This is a genomic window from Leptotrichia hongkongensis (assembly GCF_007990635.1).
Taxonomy (GTDB): domain Bacteria; phylum Fusobacteriota; class Fusobacteriia; order Fusobacteriales; family Leptotrichiaceae; genus Leptotrichia; species Leptotrichia hongkongensis.
Window position 1 is genome coordinate 30,938 of record NZ_AP019846.1, and the last position, 21,372, is coordinate 52,309.

Annotated in this window: 23 protein-coding genes; all 23 read left to right on the top strand. The window is 32.9% G+C overall.

The genetic code is table 11. From position 1 onward, the window contains the following. Positions 1–29: 29 nt before the first annotated feature. The gene (locus FVE75_RS00135) at positions 30–620 is read left to right on the top strand and encodes a hypothetical protein (RefSeq protein ID WP_147004691.1); all 591 of its coding nucleotides are present in this window, start codon (positions 30–32) and stop codon (positions 618–620) included. A gap of 134 nt (positions 621–754) precedes the next feature. Continuing rightward, positions 755–1,792 (top strand): RnfABCDGE type electron transport complex subunit D, encoded by a 1,038-nt coding sequence (locus tag FVE75_RS00140; protein ID WP_147004692.1) that lies wholly within the window; start codon positions 755–757, stop codon positions 1,790–1,792. A gap of 197 nt (positions 1,793–1,989) precedes the next feature. After that, entirely contained in the window at positions 1,990–5,025 is a 3,036-nt protein-coding gene (gene mfd, locus FVE75_RS00145; RefSeq protein WP_232052559.1) for a transcription-repair coupling factor, read from the top strand. Between the two features lie 441 nt (positions 5,026–5,466). After that, positions 5,467–5,751, top strand: a complete 285-nt coding sequence (locus FVE75_RS00150) for a BMC domain-containing protein (protein ID WP_021770241.1) — start codon at positions 5,467–5,469, stop codon at positions 5,749–5,751. Positions 5,752–5,821: 70 nt separating this feature from the next. After that, entirely contained in the window at positions 5,822–6,097 is a 276-nt protein-coding gene (locus tag FVE75_RS00155; RefSeq protein ID WP_006805317.1) for a BMC domain-containing protein, read from the top strand. A gap of 26 nt (positions 6,098–6,123) precedes the next feature. Continuing rightward, complete coding sequence (eutS, locus tag FVE75_RS00160; RefSeq protein WP_021743442.1) at positions 6,124–6,474, top strand: ethanolamine utilization microcompartment protein EutS; 351 nt, start codon at positions 6,124–6,126, stop codon at positions 6,472–6,474. A gap of 2 nt (positions 6,475–6,476) precedes the next feature. Continuing rightward, positions 6,477–6,926 (top strand): EutP/PduV family microcompartment system protein, encoded by a 450-nt coding sequence (locus FVE75_RS00165; protein ID WP_039900984.1) that lies wholly within the window; start codon positions 6,477–6,479, stop codon positions 6,924–6,926. Beyond that, positions 6,927–7,682 (top strand): BMC domain-containing protein, encoded by a 756-nt coding sequence (locus tag FVE75_RS00170; RefSeq protein WP_147004694.1) that lies wholly within the window; start codon positions 6,927–6,929, stop codon positions 7,680–7,682. Between the two features lie 2 nt (positions 7,683–7,684). After that, positions 7,685–7,981, top strand: coding sequence for a BMC domain-containing protein (locus FVE75_RS00175; protein ID WP_021743445.1), 297 nt, complete (start codon positions 7,685–7,687; stop codon positions 7,979–7,981). A 51-nt stretch (positions 7,982–8,032) separates the two neighbouring features. Continuing rightward, positions 8,033–9,499, top strand: coding sequence for an acetaldehyde dehydrogenase (acetylating) (locus FVE75_RS00180; RefSeq protein WP_147004695.1), 1,467 nt, complete (start codon positions 8,033–8,035; stop codon positions 9,497–9,499). 17 nt (positions 9,500–9,516) lie between these two features. Continuing rightward, positions 9,517–10,302, top strand: a complete 786-nt coding sequence (locus FVE75_RS00185; RefSeq protein ID WP_147004696.1) for a cobalamin adenosyltransferase — start codon at positions 9,517–9,519, stop codon at positions 10,300–10,302. A gap of 20 nt (positions 10,303–10,322) precedes the next feature. Then, a complete protein-coding gene (gene eutD, locus FVE75_RS00190; RefSeq protein ID WP_147004697.1) occupies positions 10,323–10,961 on the top strand; it encodes an ethanolamine utilization phosphate acetyltransferase EutD in 639 nt (212 codons plus the stop codon). Between the two features lie 22 nt (positions 10,962–10,983). Next, a complete protein-coding gene (locus FVE75_RS00195) occupies positions 10,984–11,628 on the top strand; it encodes an ethanolamine utilization protein (protein WP_147004698.1) in 645 nt (214 codons plus the stop codon). Between the two features lies 1 nt (position 11,629). Next, positions 11,630–11,899 (top strand): EutN/CcmL family microcompartment protein, encoded by a 270-nt coding sequence (locus tag FVE75_RS00200; protein ID WP_039900985.1) that lies wholly within the window; start codon positions 11,630–11,632, stop codon positions 11,897–11,899. A 4-nt stretch (positions 11,900–11,903) separates the two neighbouring features. Continuing rightward, on the top strand, positions 11,904–12,206 hold the full coding sequence (locus FVE75_RS00205) for a hypothetical protein (protein WP_147004699.1): 303 nt from the start codon (positions 11,904–11,906) through the stop codon (positions 12,204–12,206). 118 nt (positions 12,207–12,324) lie between these two features. Next, on the top strand, positions 12,325–13,443 hold the full coding sequence (locus FVE75_RS00210) for a 1-propanol dehydrogenase PduQ (RefSeq protein ID WP_021743452.1): 1,119 nt from the start codon (positions 12,325–12,327) through the stop codon (positions 13,441–13,443). A gap of 21 nt (positions 13,444–13,464) precedes the next feature. After that, entirely contained in the window at positions 13,465–14,043 is a 579-nt protein-coding gene (locus FVE75_RS00215) for an ANTAR domain-containing response regulator (protein ID WP_147004700.1), read from the top strand. Beyond that, on the top strand, positions 14,036–15,439 hold the full coding sequence (locus FVE75_RS00220; RefSeq protein WP_147004701.1) for a sensor histidine kinase: 1,404 nt from the start codon (positions 14,036–14,038) through the stop codon (positions 15,437–15,439). Before FVE75_RS00215 ends, FVE75_RS00220 begins: the two co-directional genes overlap by 8 nt. A gap of 31 nt (positions 15,440–15,470) precedes the next feature. Then, complete coding sequence (gene eutA / locus FVE75_RS00225) at positions 15,471–16,901, top strand: ethanolamine ammonia-lyase reactivating factor EutA (protein ID WP_147004702.1); 1,431 nt, start codon at positions 15,471–15,473, stop codon at positions 16,899–16,901. Positions 16,902–16,931: 30 nt separating this feature from the next. Next, complete coding sequence (locus FVE75_RS00230) at positions 16,932–18,296, top strand: ethanolamine ammonia-lyase subunit EutB (protein WP_006805301.1); 1,365 nt, start codon at positions 16,932–16,934, stop codon at positions 18,294–18,296. Positions 18,297–18,309: 13 nt separating this feature from the next. Then, positions 18,310–19,236 (top strand): ethanolamine ammonia-lyase subunit EutC, encoded by a 927-nt coding sequence (gene eutC / locus FVE75_RS00235; protein ID WP_147004703.1) that lies wholly within the window; start codon positions 18,310–18,312, stop codon positions 19,234–19,236. A gap of 44 nt (positions 19,237–19,280) precedes the next feature. After that, positions 19,281–19,934 carry an ethanolamine utilization microcompartment protein EutL gene (eutL, locus tag FVE75_RS00240; protein WP_006805299.1) on the top strand — a complete coding sequence of 218 codons (654 nt, stop codon included), beginning with the start codon at positions 19,281–19,283 and terminating at the stop codon, positions 19,932–19,934. Between the two features lie 262 nt (positions 19,935–20,196). Continuing rightward, positions 20,197–21,294 carry an ethanolamine utilization protein EutH gene (eutH, locus tag FVE75_RS00245; protein ID WP_147004704.1) on the top strand — a complete coding sequence of 366 codons (1,098 nt, stop codon included), beginning with the start codon at positions 20,197–20,199 and terminating at the stop codon, positions 21,292–21,294. Positions 21,295–21,372 lie beyond the last annotated feature (78 nt).

Consider the following 21,372-nt stretch of genomic DNA (forward strand, 5'->3'; position numbering starts at 1 on the left):
AAAAAAAATAAAAAGTTAGGAGTGTAAAAATGAAACAGATAAAAGGTATTTTTTTATTTTTAATGTCAATTGTACTTGTGGCATTTGGAAGTCAAGATTCAAAGAGCTCGAAAAATTTAGTAAAACAATTAGAAGATGAAACTAAAAAAGTAGGAGATAAAATAAAAGAAGTTAAGGAAGTAAAAACAGCAAAAGTAGAAGCTAAAAAAGAAGAGAAAAAACCTGAACAGAAAAAAGAGGTTCAACAGCAGCCTTTAGCAGCAAACGTTCAGGCACAGCCTCAGTCTCAAACACAGCAACCAGCTGTAAATACTCCTCCGCAACAACCTGCAGCATTAACAGAAGGTACAGTTAATCCAGAATTTGCTCTTAATGAAGGTAACAAAGCTAATGGTAAAAAAGAAAATAGAAAAAATAGAAGAAATAATAGAAACGGATTATCTAAAGCGCCAAGACATAGCCGTTTAAAAGATAGTTCGGAAGCAGCATCAAAAGAAACTACATCCAAAATTAAATCTCAAGATTCTGCTCCAAAATCATCTGGAAGCAGTAGTTCTAGTGGAAGTAGCAGTTCAGGTTCGTCTTCATCAGGTGGAGGAGATTCAAGCTCTTCAGAATAACAGTATTCAAATTTTTTGAAAACATAGTTGATGTAAATTAAATAAATTTTTGATTTTAGCAACTAATTATAGAAAATTATATTTATCAAAATATGGAAATATCAAAATATAAAAGAAAGGTAGTGAAATTTAATATGTTTAGAAGTAGGAGAAAAGAATTACAGGAAAATTTAACAAAAACTAATATAGATATTTTAGTATCTCTAATTCCCATGTTGCTTGTGGCATTCTTTATTTATGAAATAACGCCAGTTTTAGTGATATTATCAGCAGTTGTTGCTTCAGAACTGATAGAAATAATATTTTCATTCTTAATACAGAAGAACAGAGATGCTTTAAAAGATTTTTCGGGAGTTGTAATAGGGGCTTTAACAGGATTTGTGCTCGCTCCATTTACACCATTTTACGTAGCGGCATTTGCTGGTGGAATGGCCACACTGTTTGGAAAAGTTATATACAGAGGAATGGATAAGAAAATTTTTAATCCTGTGATTTTGGGGAAATTATTTGTGTTAACATTTTTCCCAGCAGTTCTTGCACCTAATTCTACAGCATGGACTAATTCAGAAATTTTGAATATTTCCAATGAAAAGATATCAGGGTTAGCATCTTTGATTTTAATAAATAAAGGTATAATTGGCGAATTTTCAATAATTGCAATGGTTTTAGGAGCTATATATTTAATGTTTAGAACAAAAATAACTTGGCATGTGTCAGTAGCATTTTTCGTTACAATTTTCATTGGATATTATGTATCTTCTAGTCATAATGTCGATGTAACGACTTCGCTTGGAGAAGTAATATTTATGGGAATTTTTGTTTTGACAGATACTTTCACTACTCCTCAACATGGGTTTGGAAAAATATTCTTTGGATTTTTAGCTGGACTTTCCACAATAATATTTTGGTTTTTAGGAATTCATACTGAAGCAATTATTTATTCAGTATTAATTTTGAACCCTTTCACAAAACCTATAAATACAATTTTCAAGCCAAATGTATTTGGTGATGAATCAGTTTCCTTTGCTGAAATAATACAAGGGATCGGTTTTGCAATTATTGTAGTTTTAATTGTATTTGCAACATCTTACCTGCATACTTATGGATTTATTCCATATATTGTTTATATTTATGTTGTATACGGAATATGGCGATTATATAACAACAGATAAAAATAGGGAAGGCTTTTTATGAACTTTAACTTAAGTTTTTAGATAAAATAGAAAAATTAAAAGATAAAAAAATAGATATTTTACAATCTGAAAATAATTTTTACCGCGGTGCAATTCCGTGGTTTTTATTATGTTCGGGAAAGAAAAAGATAATTTATATTTCCACATCCAACAGAAATTTGGAAAATTATCATGCAATGCTGGAAAATTACTATGAAATGTCAGAAAAACAAAAAGATATTTTAATGAAAAAATCTAAAACTGGCAAAAAAAATAGCAAAGAGAATATAAATAAGCTAGAAGATAAAAAAATAATTGATATTTTTCAAAATATTTCACAAAATAAGGAAGATATAACAGGAATAAATATAAGACTGCTGGATATTTTAAAAAATCAGGAAAAATTTATTTTATTTGTGAATTTACAGATTACTTTGGATATATTTTTTGAAAAAGTTAAGTTTTTTTCTTTTGAGATTGGAAAAGAATATAGTTTTACGAAAATTGTAGAATTTCTTGTGGAAAATGGGTATGAAAATTCATATTTGATTGAAAAAAAGGGGCAGTACAGCAGACGTGGGGATATTCTTGATATTTTCCCACCAGACTTGGAACATCCTGTTAGACTCGAATTTTTTGGTGATGAACTGGAAAGTATAAGAGTTTTTGATATTGATAGCCAGATTTCTGTGGAAAAGATGGAAGAAACAAAAGTTTTTGGAAATTTGCTTTCTGGAAATAATTATGAATTGATAGAGCTTATTGATGAATTAAGGGCAGAAGACGTAACGATTGTTGTTGAAAATGAGGAATTGCTGGACTATAAAATGGAAGAGTTTATTTTGCTTGACAGAAGCCGTGAGGAAATTTATCGAAAAAGATATGAAAATCTGAAGAAAAAAAGTATTTTTGTGCAGACTAAAAATTTCTCGCAGGAACAGATTGAGACTTTCAGGGATAAAAATAGGATTGAAAAATTGTCAAAAATTGAAGATATTTATATTTTTACGAATAACTATGAGAAGAAAATGGCTGAATTTGGACAAATTCTGACTGAAAAAGAAAACAATCTGGAAATTGAAAAATATGAGCTGTTTGAAGGATTTATCTTTAATGACAGTTCAGAAAATCTAGATACTAAAAATAGAAAAAATAATTTTATTGTGCTTACAGACAGGGAGCTTGACGGATATATTTACGAGCGAAAGAAAAAAACAGCAAAAGCTATAAAATATAAAAAAGTCAATCAGATAATCGAAGGTGACTATGTAATCCACGTTCAATATGGTGTTGGAATTTATAAAGGAATTCAGACAATGGAAGAGCGGGATTATTTGAAAATCAAGTATGCTGACGAGGATATTTTGTATATTCCTGTGGAAAAGCTGGACAGACTTGAAAAATATGTGTCAAATGATACGGAACCGCAGTTATTCAGGCTAGGAACACGTGGATTTAAGCGAAAAAGGAAAAAACTCGAAGAAGATATTCAGAAATTTGCGGCAGAACTTATCAAAATACAGGCAAGAAGACAAAGCCAGAATGGTTTTGTATACCAGAAGGATACTGTATGGCAGGAGGAATTTGAAGCAAATTTTCCATTTGAGGAAACGGAAGATCAGAGAAATGCCATAAATGATGTGAAAAAGGATATGGAAAGTCCGCAAATAATGGATAGGATTGTCTGTGGAGATGTTGGATATGGGAAAACGGAAGTTGCGATGAGAGCTGCATTCAAAGCGATTGACAATGGAAAGCAGGTTGTTATGGTAGCTCCAACTACGGTACTTGCAGAACAGCATTTTGAACGGTTTAAAAGAAGATTTGAAAATTATCCGATTACAATTGAGAATTTATCACGGCTTACGAAAAGTAAATCAAAGGACATTTTAAAAAATCTGAAAAGTGGAATTATTGACTTGGTTATTGGAACTCACAGGCTTTTGAGTGATGATGTGCAGTTTAAGAACTTAGGACTTTTAATTATTGATGAAGAGCAGAAATTTGGGGTTAAAGCTAAAGAGAAATTAAAATCTCAAAGGGAAAAACTGGATGTGCTGACATTAACTGCAACTCCGATTCCACGTACTCTAAACCTTGCAATGCTTGGAATCCGTGAAATTTCCATAATTGACACTCCGCCAACAAACAGGCTTCCCATTATAACAGAAATTCTCGATTGGGATGAGGAAACAATAAAAATGGCAATACTGCGTGAACTGTCACGTGATGGGCAAGTTTTCTATATTTATAATGATGTAAAAAATATGAAGGAAAAATTGAAGGAACTGAAGGAAATGCTTCCAGATTTTGTAAAAATCGAATTTATAAATGGACAGCTCCCGCCAAAGGAAATTAAGGATAAGTTGTTGCGTTTTGAAAGCGGGCAGTTTGACATTCTGATTGCTTCAACAATTATTGAAAATGGAATTGATGTGGGAAATGCCAATACCATTTTGATTGAAAACTTTACTGGTCTAGGATTATCGCAGGTGTATCAGCTGAAAGGGCGTGTAGGGCGTAGCAACAGGCAAGGTTACTGTTATTTATTAAAAACGAGAAATATTACAAAGCAGGGACGTCAAAAGGAAGAAAGCATGCTAAAAGTGGAAGGAATAAAATCAGGAGGTTTTCAAATTTCGATGGAAGACTTGAAAATACGTGGTGCTGGGGAAATTTTGGGAGATAAACAGCACGGAACAATTGAAACTTTTGGATATGATTTATATATAAAAATGCTAAATGAGGAAATTCGTAGGCAAAAGGGCGAGTTTGTCGAAAAAATTGAAAATGTGGAAATTATTCTGGATGAAAGAGGATTTATTCCGGAAACATATATTGAAAAGGATGAGAGACTGAATATCTATAAACGTTTTGCAATGCTGGAAACAGATAGCGAATTAACTGATTTGCTTGATGAAATTAGAGATAGATTTGGGAAAATTCCAGAACAGATGAAAAAATTTATTTTAAGCATTAAATTAAAATTATTTGCTGAAAAATACAAAATTCAGAGAATTTTTGAAACAAGAAATCATTTTGAGCTGTACTTTTTAGGAAACGCTCAAAAAGAACAGGCAGAATTAAATGAAAAATTTGAGATGAAGAAAGTTGTAAAAACTATTGATGCAGTAAGTCCGAAAGGAAAAAATAAAGAGGAGGATACAGTTGATAATCTTGTTGTAATGAAAGTAAGAAAATCGGATTTTTTAACTGTTGTGGGATGTGAATAAAATTGTCAAAACTTTTAGGTTCAGGATTAAAAAAATTTTGTCATAAATATATAAAAGCTTTAGTCAGTTAAAGGCTAGAGCTTTTTTTGTATTTTTTAAAATTAATTATACAAAATTAAATATGATTTTAAATTTTTTCACAAATGCTATTGACAAAATGAAAAATCGTAGTATACTCAAAGTGGAAGTTGTGTTACAATGGGGTATGCAAAACTTTTGAAAAGACTATTAAATAGTGAAAAAATCAACTAAACTAAACATATTTAAGAACAATAATATTTAAAGCAAAGGAGCTTGAGAAATTATTTATTTTTTTAGTTCCTTTTTTATTTTTGTCAATTAATAATTTTTTATATATAGACAAATTATTGATTTTAGAAAAATTAAGGAGGTGAAAAATTCGAATATTTTGTTAATAAAACAATTTAGGAGGAAAAAACTATGGCAACATTAAATGCACTAGGAATGATTGAAACAAAAGGATTAGTAGCGGCAATAGAAGCAGCAGATGCGATGGTAAAAGCAGCAAACGTTACTCTAATCGGAAAAGAACACGTAGGTGGAGGACTAGTAACAGTATTAGTAAGAGGAGATGTAGGAGCAGTTAAGGCTGCAACAGATGCAGGAGCTGCGGCTGCCGAAAGAGTAGGAGAGTTGATTTCAATTCACGTAATCCCACGTCCACATGCTGAAGTTGAGACAATTCTGCCAAAAGGAAGAGAATAATTTTTAAGTTCTTAAAATGACATAGCATATAAACAATGTTTATAAATAAAATTTTTAGGAGGAAAAAACTATGGCAACATTAAATGCACTAGGAATGATTGAAACAAAAGGATTAGTAGCGGCAATAGAAGCAGCAGATGCGATGGTAAAAGCAGCAAACGTTACTCTAATCGGAAAAGAACACGTAGGTGGAGGACTAGTAACAGTATTAGTAAGAGGAGATGTAGGAGCAGTTAAGGCTGCAACAGATGCAGGAGCTGCGGCTGCTGAAAGAGTAGGAGAATTGATTTCAATTCATGTAATCCCACGTCCACATGCTGAAGTTGAAACTATTTTGCCTAGATAAAGGGATTTTTAGAAAGGATTTGTCAGATGGAAGAAGAAAAAAAACAGAGAATGATACAGGAATATGTGCCCGGTAGACAGTTGACTCTGGCTCACATAATTGCAAATCCACAAAGAGATTTATCAAAAAAGATAGGGCTTTCCGAAAATAATACAAATGCGATAGGAATACTTACAATAACTCCAGGAGAAGCGGCAATAATTGCGGCAGATCTGGCTACTAAAAGTGCAGGAGTTGAAATAGGATTTGTTGACAGGTTTACAGGATCGGTTGTAATAAACGGAGATGTGGGAAGCGTAGAAGCTGCTGTAAATGAAGTAGTTTCATATTTTAAAAATGTACTAAGATTTAGCATAACTCAAATAACGAGGTCATAAAATTGAAAAAGATACTTTTAATAGGAAAATCAATGTGCGGTAAGACAACATTGACTCAAAGAATACACGGTCTGGATATACAATATGAAAAAACACAGATGTTAAAGTATTCTGATGATATTTTAGATACGCCTGGTGAATATATGGAAAATAGAATGCTTTACAAGGCTTTGATTATAAGTTCGTATGACTGTGATGTTATAGGAATGGTACAGGCGTGTAATGAGGAGCATAATGTTTTTCCGCCAGGATTTTCCACAGCTTTTACAAAACCTGTAATTGGAATTGTAACAAAATCTGATTTGGGTGGAGATGTGGAAAGAGCTTGTGAAATATTAGAAAATGCAGGAGCCCAAAAAGTTTTTGTTGTAAGTTCTTATGAAAATAAAGGAATTGAAGAGCTTGTCAAATATCTGGAAGATGATAACGGGCAGTTAGAAGGTGATAAATAAATGGATTCGTACGGATATGTGGAAACACGGGGACTTGTAACGGCAATAGAGGCTGCCGATGCTGCATTGAAAGCTGCTAATGTAACATTGACAAACTATTACTATGTAAAAGGTGGAATTGTAACCATTGAAGTGATGGGAGATGTTGCTGCTGTAAATGCCGCTGTGGATGCCGCCGTTGAAAGTGCTAAAAGACTTGGCAATTTCCTGAGTAGCAATGTCATTGCGAGAATGGCTGCTGAAACGAAGAAAATCCTAATAAGTGATAATGGAAAAAAATCAGACGAAAAGACAGTTGTCCAAGAAAAATCTGAAGAAAAGGTTATTGAAGAAACTCTAGAAGAGAAAATAGAGGAACAGTCAATAATTGATAATACAGATAAAAAAGAGACAATAGTTGAGCAAACGGAGGATATAGTAGTAAAAGAGCCTGTTCAAGAAATTTTTGAAAAAGCATCTGAAGAAATTTCAGAAAAAATTGAAACAATAGAAAAAATGGAAGATGTACCTCAAAAAGAAGAAGTAAAATCAGAATTAAATGACGGTAATCAGGAAAATAAGGAAATCTCACTAAAGAAAACTTCCAAAAAAGAAGAAGAAATAAAAAAATTGAGAAAAGAGTATCAGGATACGAAGGTAGCCGATTTAAAAACAAAGGTAAATAACCTTAAACTTGGCTATACTTGGAACCAGATAAAGACAATGCCAAAGAAAAAATTGATAGAAATTTTGATAAAAAATAATCAGGAGGAATAGAGATGGCAACATTAAATGCATTAGGAATGATTGAAACTAAAGGATTGGTAGCGGCAGTAGAAGCTGCAGATGCAATGGTAAAAGCTGCAAATGTTACTTTAATTGGAAAAGAACACGTAGGTGGAGGACTAGTAACAGTATTAGTAAGAGGAGATGTAGGAGCAGTTAAGGCTGCAACAGATGCAGGAGCTGCGGCTGCTGAAAGAGTAGGAGAATTGATTTCAATTCACGTAATTCCTCGTCCTCATACTGAAATTGAAGCTATATTGCCTAAATCAAGAGTAGTTGAGGGTGAATAAGAGAACTTAAGGTAATCAGATAACAGTAATTATTTATAGAAAGGACAAACTATGGATAAAGATTTACAATCAATACAAGAAGTAAGAGATTTATTAAATAGCGCAAGTAAAGCATTTGAAGAATATAGTCAGTTCTCGCAAGGTCAAATTGATGAAATAGTAAGGGAAATCTGTGAAGAAGCCCAAAAACATGAAGTTGAGCTAGCAAAACTTGCTAATGAAGAAACAGGATTTGGACGTTGGGAAGACAAAGTTCTAAAAAATAGACTTGCTTCAGTAGGAGTATATGAAACTATAAAAGATCAGAAGACAAAAGGGATAATTCTTGATGACAAGGAAAAAGGGATAACTGAAATAGGAGTTCCAATGGGTATAATTGCAGCCTTGATTCCATCAACTAATCCTACTTCGTCAACAATTTATAAAATAATGATAGCATTAAAGGCAGGAAACGCAGTAATTGTAAGTCCACACCCAAATGCAAAGGACTGTATAATTAAGACTGCAGAATACTTGATAAAAGCTGCTGAAAGAAAAGGTGCTCCAAAAGGACTTATTGGAGTTATAAAAACACCTACATTACAAGCTACACAAGAACTTATGAAACATAAAAAGACTTCATTAATTCTTGCAACAGGTGGAGAAGCAATGGTAAAAGCTGCTTACAGTTCAGGAACACCTGCAATAGGAGTAGGACCTGGAAATGGACCTGCGTTTATTGAAAGAAGTGCTGATATAAGAAAAGCCGTTAAAAGAATTATTGACAGTAAAACTTTTGATAATGGAGTAATTTGTGCTTCAGAACAATCAATAGTTACAGAAGAAGTAATTAAAAATCAAGTAGTAGATGAACTAAAAAGACAAGGAGCATATTTCCTTAACAAAGATGAAAGAAATAAAGTTGGAAGCATTCTTATGCGTGCAAACAACACAATGAATCCAAAAATAGTTGGAAAAACAGCTTTATATATAGCTGCAATGGCAGGAATAACAGTTCCTACAACTACAAAAGTACTTGTTTCTGAAGAAACAGAAGTTTCTCATTTAAATCCATATTCAAGAGAAAAATTATGTCCTGTATTAGGATTTTATACAGAAGAAACTTGGGAAAAAGCATGTGAAAAATGTATAGAAATTCTTGAAAATGAAGGAATTGGACATACAATGTCAATGCACACAAATAACGAAAATATCGTAAGAGAATTTTCATTGAAAAAACCTGTGTCAAGACTACTTGTAAATACAGCTGCGGCACTTGGAGGAGTAGGAGCAACAACTAATCTTTTACCTGCATTTACATTAGGATGTGGAACTGTTGGAGGAAGTTCAACTTCTGACAATATTGGACCATTAAACCTTATAAATATTAGAAGAGTAGCTTATGGTACAAAGGAACTGGAAGAATTGAAAGAAGAAGGTTCATGTGTAAATACATGTTCAGTTGATAATTCACGAGTGAACGAAAATGAAATTGAAGATATCATAAGAAAAGTATTGGACGGAATTATAAAAAAATAGATAGGGTGTGATAAAAAATGCCTGTTATAACAGAAGGAATGCTTAGAAAATTAGATAAGGAAGGGCAGCTTGAAAAAGTACATATAACTGAAAAAGACATCCTTACACCGTCAGCAAGAGAGTTTTTAAATGTAAAAAAAATTGATTTTAGAATAAAAAGATCACAGGATCAAGTTGTGAATAACGAATCAGACGATGTAAACAAAGATAAAGACTCTCAAGCAAATACTTCCGAAGAAAAAGCCCCTCCAAAAAGACAGTATAAAGACTATATTACAGGAGCAACTTATGATAAAAAGCCTGAATTTATGACTCAACTGTTTGGAAATGAACTTGTTGTAAAAAATCATAAGAGAATTGTTTTACGAGGTAAGTTTGATATTTTGCAGGCTGAGGTAATAAGATACTGGAAAAAATATGAAAAGAATAAAAAATTGGAAAGTGACTTTGCACAGGCATATAGATTTGTAAGAGATTTGTTTATAAGTGAAATGACTGATACACCGTTTCAGGAAAGAGATGTTCTTGGATATGATATTGATACGTTAAAAGATATAACTCATAATACAATTAAATATTACAAAACAGGACATCTCTTTGAAATAAATGCTGATTTTGATGAAGCAGTCATTGATATAAACTGTCTTAGAGCTTTGTCAAGAGAGTGTGAAGTTGCTGCAGTAGATGCTTTTTATAAGGAAGGGAAGACGGAAAGAGTAGACATGCTAAAGGCACTAAACCGTCTGAGCAGTATATTGTACTTGATGATGTTAAAAGCAAATAACGGAGATTATAAATCATAAGCTCTGAATTGGGAGATATTATGGACAAAAATGAATTGGAGAGAATAATAAGAGATAAGTTGCAGGAAATTCTGACAACAGAAAAAGAAGATACCTTTATGGTGGAAGCATCAGGTCGTCATGTGCATCTTACCAAAGAACACGTGGAAGCACTTTTTGGAGAAGGATATGAGTTGACACCTGTAAAAGATTTATCACAGCCTGGACAGTTTGCCGCAAAGGAAAGAGTTAGAGTAATTGGACCAAAAGGAGAATTTTCGAGTGTTGCAATATTAGGACCATGTAGAAATTTTTCTCAAGTGGAGTTATCACTTACTGACTGCCGTGAAATTGGAGTCAAAGGAGTGATAAGAGAAAGTGGAAAAATTGAAGGGACACCAGGAATACTTATAGGTGTAGGTGATAAATATATACAGTTGGATAAAGGGCTTATAGTTGCAAGAAGACATATACACATGACAAGTGAAGATGCAAAAAGATTTTCTGTAAATGATGGTGAAACTGTGAAAGTAAAAATTCATAGTGACAGACCATTAATATTTGATGATGTTTTAATAAGAGTAAAGGACAGTTTCAGATTGAGCATGCATATTGATTTTGATGAAGCAAATGCTTGTGGATATACTTCAGGAGTAACTGGAAGCATTGTAAAAGATTAAAGTGAAAAGGGCAGGAGATGAAATGGATACTCAAGATTTAATAGAAGTGCTTGCAAGGGAAGTATTAAAGGAAATTGCCAAAAGAGAAAATCAAAGTTTATCTGAAAATATCAAACATTCTCCTGAAAAATCAATAATAACAGCTTTTTTAGGAAATGATGAAGTCTTGAAGGATGAACTTAAAAAAGAGACATCAGTTGTAGACAACATAAAGTTGGACAGTACATGGGAAGAAATAGAAAAAAATGAAAATCAAAAGAGACTTGTTGTATCAACTCTTGGAATAAATGATTTAATTGATCTCTCACAAGGGAAAAAAAGTATCATAACAGAATTTCTTTTTAATGAAGGAGAAGTTCTGCTTGTCGAAGAAGGGCTGGAATATAAAAAATATACTAAACCTGCTGCATTAATAAGCCTTTATGATGAATATGTCAAAAAAGTTCAAGAATTTGGAATAAAGGTTGTGAAAAGAACAGAAGTAAAAAATACTTTTGATGCTAAAGAAAAATTGTATTTAAAAGGTTTGGTAACAGAAAGCAGACTTAGAAAGCTAGGATTAAAAAATCAGATACTCGAAGTTGATGCAAAATCTAAAGTAACTTCCCTTGCGATGGATTATATAAAAGAAAATAGCATTGAACTGTGCTATGAAAGAGGACAATAACATGTTAATTGGAAAAGTTGTAGATAATGTCTGGGCAACAAGAAAGGATGAAAAGCTAAGAGGACTAAAACTTATGGTAGTTGAAGTGGAAGGTACAGGCGAAGGTCATGGAAGCAGAAAAATGGTGGCAGCCGATTATATTGGTGCTGGACAGGGCGATAAGGTAATAATCGTTACTGGAAGTTCTGCAAGACATGTATTTGATGCTGAAACTCCTGTAGATGCGACTATTGTAGGAATAATAGACAGTTTGGAATCGGAAAAGGAGTAAAAAAATGGGAAAAAGATTGATAACAGTAAAAAATCTTTTTGAATATATTCAAGATAAGGAACTGGTGGTTCAGGCTGATATGATTATTACTCCCGGAGCAAAAGACATGATCAGAGAACAAGGAATAGAAGTGAGATACGAAAAGACTTGTGGCGTGTCAAATTCTGCATCGGGAAATGAAATCAGAAAAAATACAAGAGATTGTGATGATTTGGAAAAGAAAGTAATTGAAATACTTGTAAAAAATTATAAAATTACAGATTCTGACACAATCCGAAAAATATTATCCAAAATAAAGGAATTATAGTAAGATTACTTTGGAATAAAATTTAAAAGTAATAACTATTTTCTCAACTCTAGACTTTTTAGATTTATTAGTAAAATGTTACGGAGATTGAGAGCACAATAGAAAGGAAGTGGATTTAATGGGTTTATTTCAAATAAAGCCGGATATTCATTACGGAGCTAATTCTTTGGATATATTAAGAACAATGGAAATCGAAAAAGTATTTTTAGTAACAGACGAGAATATGGTCAAACTAAAAGTAGTGAATAGAATAACAAATATCTTAAAATCAAGAGGAATAGATGCTAAAATATATTCGGATGTTAAACCAGATCCCACAGATGAAGAAATTATAAAGGGTATGCTTGAGCTTAGCGCTTATGATCCTGACTGTATAATAGCACTAGGAGGAGGATCACCAATAGATGCCTGTAAATCAATGATTTATTTTACAAATAAAATAAAAAGGGCAATGGGAGAATATAAAAAGCCTAAATTTATTGCAGTGCCAACAACAAGTGGAACAGGATCAGAAGTAACATCTTATGCAGTTGTTACAACTCAAAGTAAAAAAATACCGCTGAGTGATAGTGAAATGCTGCCTGATATAGCAATTTTAAATCCAGAGTTTATAAAAACTCTTCCGCCATCAATAATTGCGGATACAGGAATGGATGTTTTGACACACGCTATAGAAGCTTATGTTTCAAGATCTAGAAACTTGTTTACAAATACACTTGCCATAGGAGCAATAAAAACTGTTTTTGCTGATTTAGTAAGCAACTTTGAAAATCCTGAACTTGAAAGAGAAAGAATTGATTTACAAATTGCTTCATGTATGGCAGGAGTAGCATTTAGCAATGCAGGACTGGGAATAAACCACAGTATAGCACATTCGCTAGGCGCAAGATTTCATAAACCGCATGGACGGCTTAATGCGATAATAATGCCAAAAGTTATAGAGTTTAATGCACAAAATAAGAATGCGGCTAGATATTATCGTGAAATTGCTGAAGCATTGGGATTTGCACCTAAGGAAGATGCAGAAGGAGTACAAATTTTAGCAAAAGCTATTAAAATGCGAGCTGCTAAAATGTCAATACCAGGTAGCTTAAGAGAACTTGGTATACCTGAAGATCAATATTTTTCAGAAATGGAAAGCGTAATTGATCAGATAGAAAATGATATGTGTACTGGGGAAAACCCAAGAAGATTTAGCAGAATAGAAATGAAGCAGCTACTGACAGATTTATATTAAATTCGAGGAAAAGGAAAAAAAATGAGAAAAATAATAGTTGTAGATGATGAGCCGATAACAAGAATGGATATATGTGAAATATTGAAAGAAGCAAATTATGATGTGGTTGCTCAGGCGGGAGACGGATTTGATGCAATTGAACAGAGCAGAAAACATAAACCTGACTTTGTCATAATGGATGTCAAAATGCCGATACTTGATGGACTGAAAGCAGCAAAAGTCATAACGGAGGAAAAATTGTCTAGAGGTATTGTTTTACTCACAGCCTATTCCAATAAGGAATTTATAGAAGAAGCCAAGAATATAGGAATAATAGGATATATAGTAAAACCCATTGATGAAAAATCCTTTATTCCTAATCTTGAAATCATATTTAATAAGCAAGAAGAATTTGAAAAGCTGGAAAAAAAATATTTAAAAACAAGTCAGAAGCTGGAGGATAGAAAAAAAATTGATATTGCCAAAAGTATTTTGATGAAAACAAGAAACTTTACTGAAAATGAGGCATATGAATACATAAGAACGCTTAGTATGAATAAAAGATGTGACATGGGAAAAATAGCAGATATTATAATTTTATCTGGAGATGAAGATGCTTAGAACGATATGTAGACAATATACGCAACTTTCAAATAAAGATATTGAAAAGCTGGAAAAAATATGTGAAGGGCTGCCTGTAATGAGTAAACTTCTAAAGGCAGACGTGTTTATAGACTGCATGACAGAAAATAGAGATACAGCAATTGTAGTTGCTGAGGCAAAACCAAGAATAGGATCGAGCTATACTCAAAGTGTAGTAGGAAAATTTGCCTATAGGAAGAATGAACCAGCTGTACTTAGAACTCTTGAAACTGGGCATCCATCAAGAGATTATAAGGCATTGACGCAAGAAAATAAAAGTGTAACGCAAAATGTAGTACCCATAAGAAGTGATGAACAGGATGGAAAAATAATAGCCGTTCTTATAGTTGAAGAAGGAATGAATGAGGAAAATATCGGCAAGGGGCTGAGTTTTTTGAACAATGCAACTGATGATATACTTATGAGTTCTGTTGGAATGATGCGGGAGCGGAAAATTATTGACTATATAAATGATGGAATTATAATCTTTAATGAGGAAGGCATGTGCATATATGCTAATTCCAGAGCAAAATATGTTTACAGAAAAATTGGCTATAAGGATTCTTTCCTTGGAGAAAAATTTGATAATATTGTAATTGATAATGTTGAATTTGAAGATGTGCTAAGTGGAAAAGTAAATAAAAGATCTGATATAAATATATCAAATATGGTTTTAAGCCTTGAATACATATTAGTAAAGGAAACAAATAACGTTAAAAATGTAGTCTTATTTATAAAAGATATTACCGAAATTAAAGTGAAGGAAAAGGAATTAGTCCTAAAATCTGTTGCAATAAAGGAAATACACCATCGAGTAAAGAACAATTTGCAGACAATAGCAAGCTTACTTAGAATACAGGCTAGAAAGACTGATGATAAAGCTGTAAAGGCTGCATTTAGTGATAGTATAAATAGAATTTTAAGTATTTCAGTTACTCATGAACTGCTTGCACAGAATGGACTTGATGAACTTGAAATAAAGGAAGTTATAAATAAGATTCTGAAAAATTCAGTGAGAGAGAATTTAGACGGGCATCTGAAGCTTAAAATAGATGTCATTGGAGACAACTTTGAAATAAGTTCAGATAAGGCAACAACAATAGCCTTGATAGTAAACGAACTTGTAGAAAATTGTATAAAGCATGCCTTTAAAGGAAAAACTAAAGGACAAATAACGATAAGGGTAAAAAGAGGGGAAATGAAATCTCGTGTTTCCATAAGTGATAATGGAATAGGAATGGATGAAAGGGATTTTGAAAAAGGAAGCATTGGATTGCAAATAGTTAAAAGTCTTGTGAAGGAGAAACTATATGGGAATCTGGATATAAAGACTGGCAATAAAGGAACTGAGATTAGTTTTGGATTTGAAAATTGATAGATTTATGTAAAGACAAAGGAGTCTTGAGATGACAGAAGAAATACTAAGTGTGGGGATAGACATTGGGACTTCCACAACACAGCTTATTTTTTCAAAGATATATATTGAAAATAGGGGAAGCGCATTTACAGCTCCTCAAATAAAAATAATAGGAAAAGAAGTTGTTTATAGAAGTGAAATTTATATTACCCCATTAGAAAATGAAACAAAAATAGATGCAAAAAAAGTTAAGGAAATAATAGAATCTGAATACAAAAAAGCAAATATACAATATAAGGATGTTTCAACAGGAGCTGTAATAATAACAGGAGATACTGCAAGAAAGGAAAACGCTAAGGAAGTATTACAGATACTTAGTGGAATGGCAGGAGATTTTGTTGTAGCAACTGCAGGTCCTGATCTTGAAAGCATTATTGCTGGAAAAGGTTCGGGAGCCTATGGATATTCTGAAGAAAAAAATACAAGTATCGTAAACTTTGATATAGGAGGAGGTACTACAAATAATGTTGTCTTTAATAGGGGAGAAGTGGAAGACACTACTTGCCTTGATATAGGAGGACGACTTATAAAATTTGATGAAAACAGGAATACACGTTATATTTTCAAAAAAATGTACGATATTGCTGAAGATGTGAATGTAAAGCTGGAACTAGGAAAACCTATAAGTGAATCTGATTTGAGAAAAATAACAAGAAGAATGGCACAACTTATTTTTGAAAGTGTAGAAATTTTTCCAAAAACAGAACTGTATCATAAAATCGTAACATATAATGACTTCAGAAAGCACAATAAAGACATTCAACATTACTCATTTACTGGAGGAGTTGCAGATTTCATCTATGGACGTGTAGAAAAAGATTTGTACAAGTATAATGACATTGGAGTAGTTCTTGGTGAAGAAATTGTAAAAGTTCTAAAAGAATTGAATATAGAGCCTTTGAAGTTAAGTGAAACAATAGGAGCGACAGTAGTTGGAGCAGGAAGCCATACTACAGAAATAAGCGGAAGCACAATTACTTATACTGAAGGAATCTTCCCAATAAAAAATATTCCTGTATTAAAAATGTCTGAGTCAGATGAGAATTTGCCTGTTAATGAACTGGGAAAAGTGATAGAAGGTAAGCTAGACTGGTTTAGTTCTGAAAATGAACTCGAAAATGTGGCTCTTGCATTTAAAGGAAAGCATAATATGGCATATAACGAAATAATGGAATTATCTTTAGTAATTTCAGATATTATCAAAAGAAAGCATGACAAAAAACATCCTGTAATCGTCATAGTTGAAAATGATATGGCAAAAGTCCTTGGACAATGTATGAAACTGGAGCTTGCTGATTATGACATAATCTGTATAGATAGTGTTAAAGTAAGAGACGGAGACTACATTGATATAGGAGCGCCGCTAGGAAACGGAAATGTTTTGCCTGTCGTAATAAAAACATTGGTATTCAGTTATTAAATTAATAAATTTTAGAGAGGTGGCAATAAGATGGTATTAAAAACAAAATTATTCGGTCATACGTATGAATTTAAATCTGTAAAAGATGTACAGAATAAGGCAAGTGAATTTAGATCAGGAGATGAACTTGCGGGAGTAAGTGCAAGTACAGCGGAAGAAAGAGTTGCCGCAAAAGCTGTGTTGGCTGAGTTAACATTGGCAGACTTAAGAAACAATCCTGCAGTACCTTATGAAGAAGATGAAGTTACAAGAATTATCCAGGATGCTGTAAATGAAAAGATTTATGGAGAAATAAAAAACTGGACTGTAAGTGAATTAAGAGAATGGATTTTGGATTCTCATACAAGTGGTGATGACATAAAGAGAATCAGTAAAGGTCTTACAAGTGAAATGGTAGCAGCAGTTGCTAAACTTATGAGTAATATGGATCTTATTCAAGGAGCAAGCAAAATAAGAATTAAAAAATTCTGTAATACTGAAATAGGTGGAGAAGGAATACTTGCAACAAGATTGCAGCCTAACCATACAACAGATGATCCAGATGGAATTATGCTTTCAACTTATGAAGGGCTTAGCTTTGGGCAAGGAGATGCTTTGCTAGGATTAAACCCAGTTGATGACAGTGTTGACAGTGTTATGAGAGTGTTGCATAGATTCCACGAAATAAAAACTAAATGGCAAATTCCTACTCAAATATGTGTATTAGCTCACGTAACTACACAAATGGAAGCAATTAGAAGAGGAGCACCTACAGACTTAGTTTTCCAAAGTATTGCAGGATCTGAAAAAGGAAATGAAGCATTTGGAATAAATGGAACAATGATTCAGGAAGCAAGAGATTTGGCATTAAAACATGGAACAGCGACAGGACCTAACGTAATGTACTTTGAAACAGGACAAGGTTCAGAATTGTCATCAGATGCTCACCATGGTTGCGATCAGGTTACAATGGAAGCAAGATGTTACGGATTTGCGAAAAAATTTGATCCATTTATTGTAAATACGGTTGTTGGATTTATCGGACCAGAATATTTGTATAACAGTAAACAAGTAATAAGAGCTGGACTTGAAGATCATTTTATGGGTAAACTTACTGGAATCTCAATGGGAGTTGACGCTTGCTACACTAACCACATGAAAGCAGATCAAAATGATATTGAAAACTTGAAAGTATTATTAACAGTAGCAGGATGTAACTACTTTATGGCTATTCCTGCAGGAGATGACATAATGCTTAACTATCAAACATCTTCTTATCATGATGATGCTACATTAAGAGAACTATGTAACAGAAGACCTATAAAACCTTTTGAACAATGGTTAGAAAAAATGGGAATAATGAAAGATGGAAAACTTACAGATAGAGCCGGAGACGCTTCAATTTTCTTAAAATAGGGAGGAAAAATCAATGTTATCAGAAAGAGAACTAAAAGACGTAATTGAAAAAATAATAGGTGAAATGAAAATAGACGAACCATCAACAACTGTTGAAGAAAAAGCACCAGTTGTCAGTACAAGCTCAGTTTATATCGAAAGCGGAGATGAGCCACGTGAAAATCCACATATTGTAAACGGAGAAGTAAGAGATATTGGAAAAATAAACATAAAAGATCAAATGCTTGTGGATAATCCTGAAGACAGAGAAGAATATATGAAGTTAAAACAAAAAACATCTGCAAGACTTGGAATTGGAAGAGCTGGAACAAGAATGAGAACAGAAGTTTTGTTAAGATTAAGAGCAGACCACGCTGCAGCGCAAGATGCCGTGTTCAATGACGTGCCTACAGAATTTCTTGATGAACTTGGATTGTTTGAAGTTACTACTGAATGTGAAAGCAGAGACCAATATATCACACGTCCTGATTTAGGAAGAAGAATTTCTGAAGAAGGAATAAAGACAATAGAAGAAAAATGTAAAAAAAATCCAACAGTTCAAATATTATTGTCAGATGGATTAAGTTCAACTGCAGTTGAAGCAAATGCAAAAAATATAATACCTGCATTGTTAAATGGGCTTAAAGGATATGGAATTGAGACAGGAACACCATTTTTTATCAAATATGGAAGAGTTGGAGCAGGAGATCATGTTGGAGAAATTTTAAATGCTGATGTAGTTTGTATATTAATAGGAGAACGTCCTGGACTTACAACTGCAGAAAGTATGAGTGCCTACATTACTTACAAGGCTCGTCCTGGAATTTCTGAAGCAAAAAGAACAGTTGTTTCAAATATTCATAAGGATGGAACTCCATCTTCAGAAGCAGGAGCTCACGTTGCTACATTAATTAAGAAAGTAATTGATGCAAAAGCAAGTGGACAAGATTTAAAATTATAAATTAACTTAATAAAAAATAAAAATTAAAAACTTTAGGAGGAACAATGAAAGGCGATAGATTAAAAGCAAATGTACTAGCTGTAAGATTAATTCCAAATGTAGATAATGATATGGCTAAAGAGCTGGAATTACCTGAAGGACATAGAAGTATAGGAATTATAACAGCAGATTGTGATGATGTTACATATACTGCACTTGATGAAGCTACAAAAAAAGCTGTGGTTGATGTGGTTTACGGAAAATCATTCTATGGTGGAGCTGCAAATGCGAATACGAAACTTGCAGGAGAAGTAATAGGGATATTGTCAGGACCTACTCCTGCGGAAGTAAAAAGTGGACTAGCTGCAGCAGTTGACTTTATTGAAAATGAAGGAGCATTCATAAGTGCAAATGATGATGATAGCATTGCATATTATGCACATTGTGTATCAAGAACAGGAAGTTATTTATCAAAAACAGCAGGAATTGCAGAAGGGGAATCATTAGCATACCTAATAGCACCTCCGCTTGAAGCAATGTACGCTTTAGATGTTGCATTAAAAGCAGCAGATGTAAGTTTAGTTGCATTCTTTGGACCACCTTCAGAAACAAACTTTGGTGGAGCACTTTTAACAGGAAGTCAGTCAGCATGTAAAGCTGCGTGCGATGCTTTCGCTGAAGCAGTAAAATCTGTGGCAGATAATCCATTAAATTATTAATTGAAGAACCATTGTTATAAACTAGAATTGCCTTGTAAATTTATAGCATTAAATGTTTAAATAAAAAATATTTTTATTGGGCAATTCTAAATTTTTATAAAATATTTAAAAAATTTTTAAGTGTAGTTATATTTGTGTAATTAAAGTTTTTGTAATCCAAATTAATAAAAAGTATTTTATAGAAAATGATTTTGAATAAATATAATTTTGAGTATTTTCATTTAAACAAAATAATTAAATGAAAATTTGGGAGGAATATAAAATGGGAATAGATAAAATAATAATTATTATTATGACTATCTTTATGGCAATAGGTGGAATAGATAAAATATTTGGAAATAAACTGGGATATGGTGAAAAATTTGAAGAAGGAATAATGGCTATGGGTTCACTTGCGGTTGCTATGGTTGGGATTATTTCTTTAGCACCAGTTTTAGGAAATATTTTGACACCAATAGTAGGACCAATTTATTCAGCATTAGGAGCAGATCCGGCTATGTTTGCAACAACACTTCTTGCAAATGATATGGGAGGAGCTCCGCTTGCATTAGGAATGGCTAAAAATCCAGAAGCTGGAAGATTAGCGGCATTTATATTAGGTTCGATGATGGGACCAACTATCGTGTTTACAATACCAGTAGCATTAGGAATTATTGAAAAAGATGACAAGCCATTTTTGGCAAAAGGAATTTTAGCTGGAATTACTACAATACCGTTAGGAGTACTTGCAGGAGGATTAGTGGCTGGATTCCCAATAGGATTAATTTTGGTGAATTTGATACCAATAATAATAGTTGCTGCATTAATTATTTTAGGATTAATTTTTATGCCTGAAAAAATGACAAAAGGATTTGCAGTTTTTGGTCAAGCAGTAGTAATTATAATTACAATAGGATTAGTAGCTTCAATAATTGAAGCATTGACAGGTTTTGTAGTAATTCCTGGAATGGCTCCAATAGCTGATGGTTTAGGAACAGTTGGAGCAATTGCGATAGTTCTTGCTGGAGCATACCCATTAGTACATTTTATTACAAAAGTATTTGGTAAACCGCTTGAAGTATTAGGAAAAAGTCTTGGAATGAACGAAGCTGGTGCAGCTGGATTAGTTGCAACTTTGGCTAATAATATCCCTATGTTTGGAATTTTAAAAGATATGGATGCAAATGGAAAAGTTATGAATATTGCCTTTGCAGTAAGTGCAGCATTCGTTTTTGGAGACCATTTAGGATTTACAGCTGGATTTGATGGTGGAAAATATACTCAAATGATTTTCCCAATGATAGTTGGAAAATTAGTAGCAGGAGTAACAGCGATATTTGTAGCAAAAGTATTATTCTGCAAAAAAGAAACTGCAAAATAAAAATATGAAAAAATGATTATCTGAGGAGATGAAAGATGAAATTTAGTATGAAAAAATTGATTGGATTATTGGTATTTT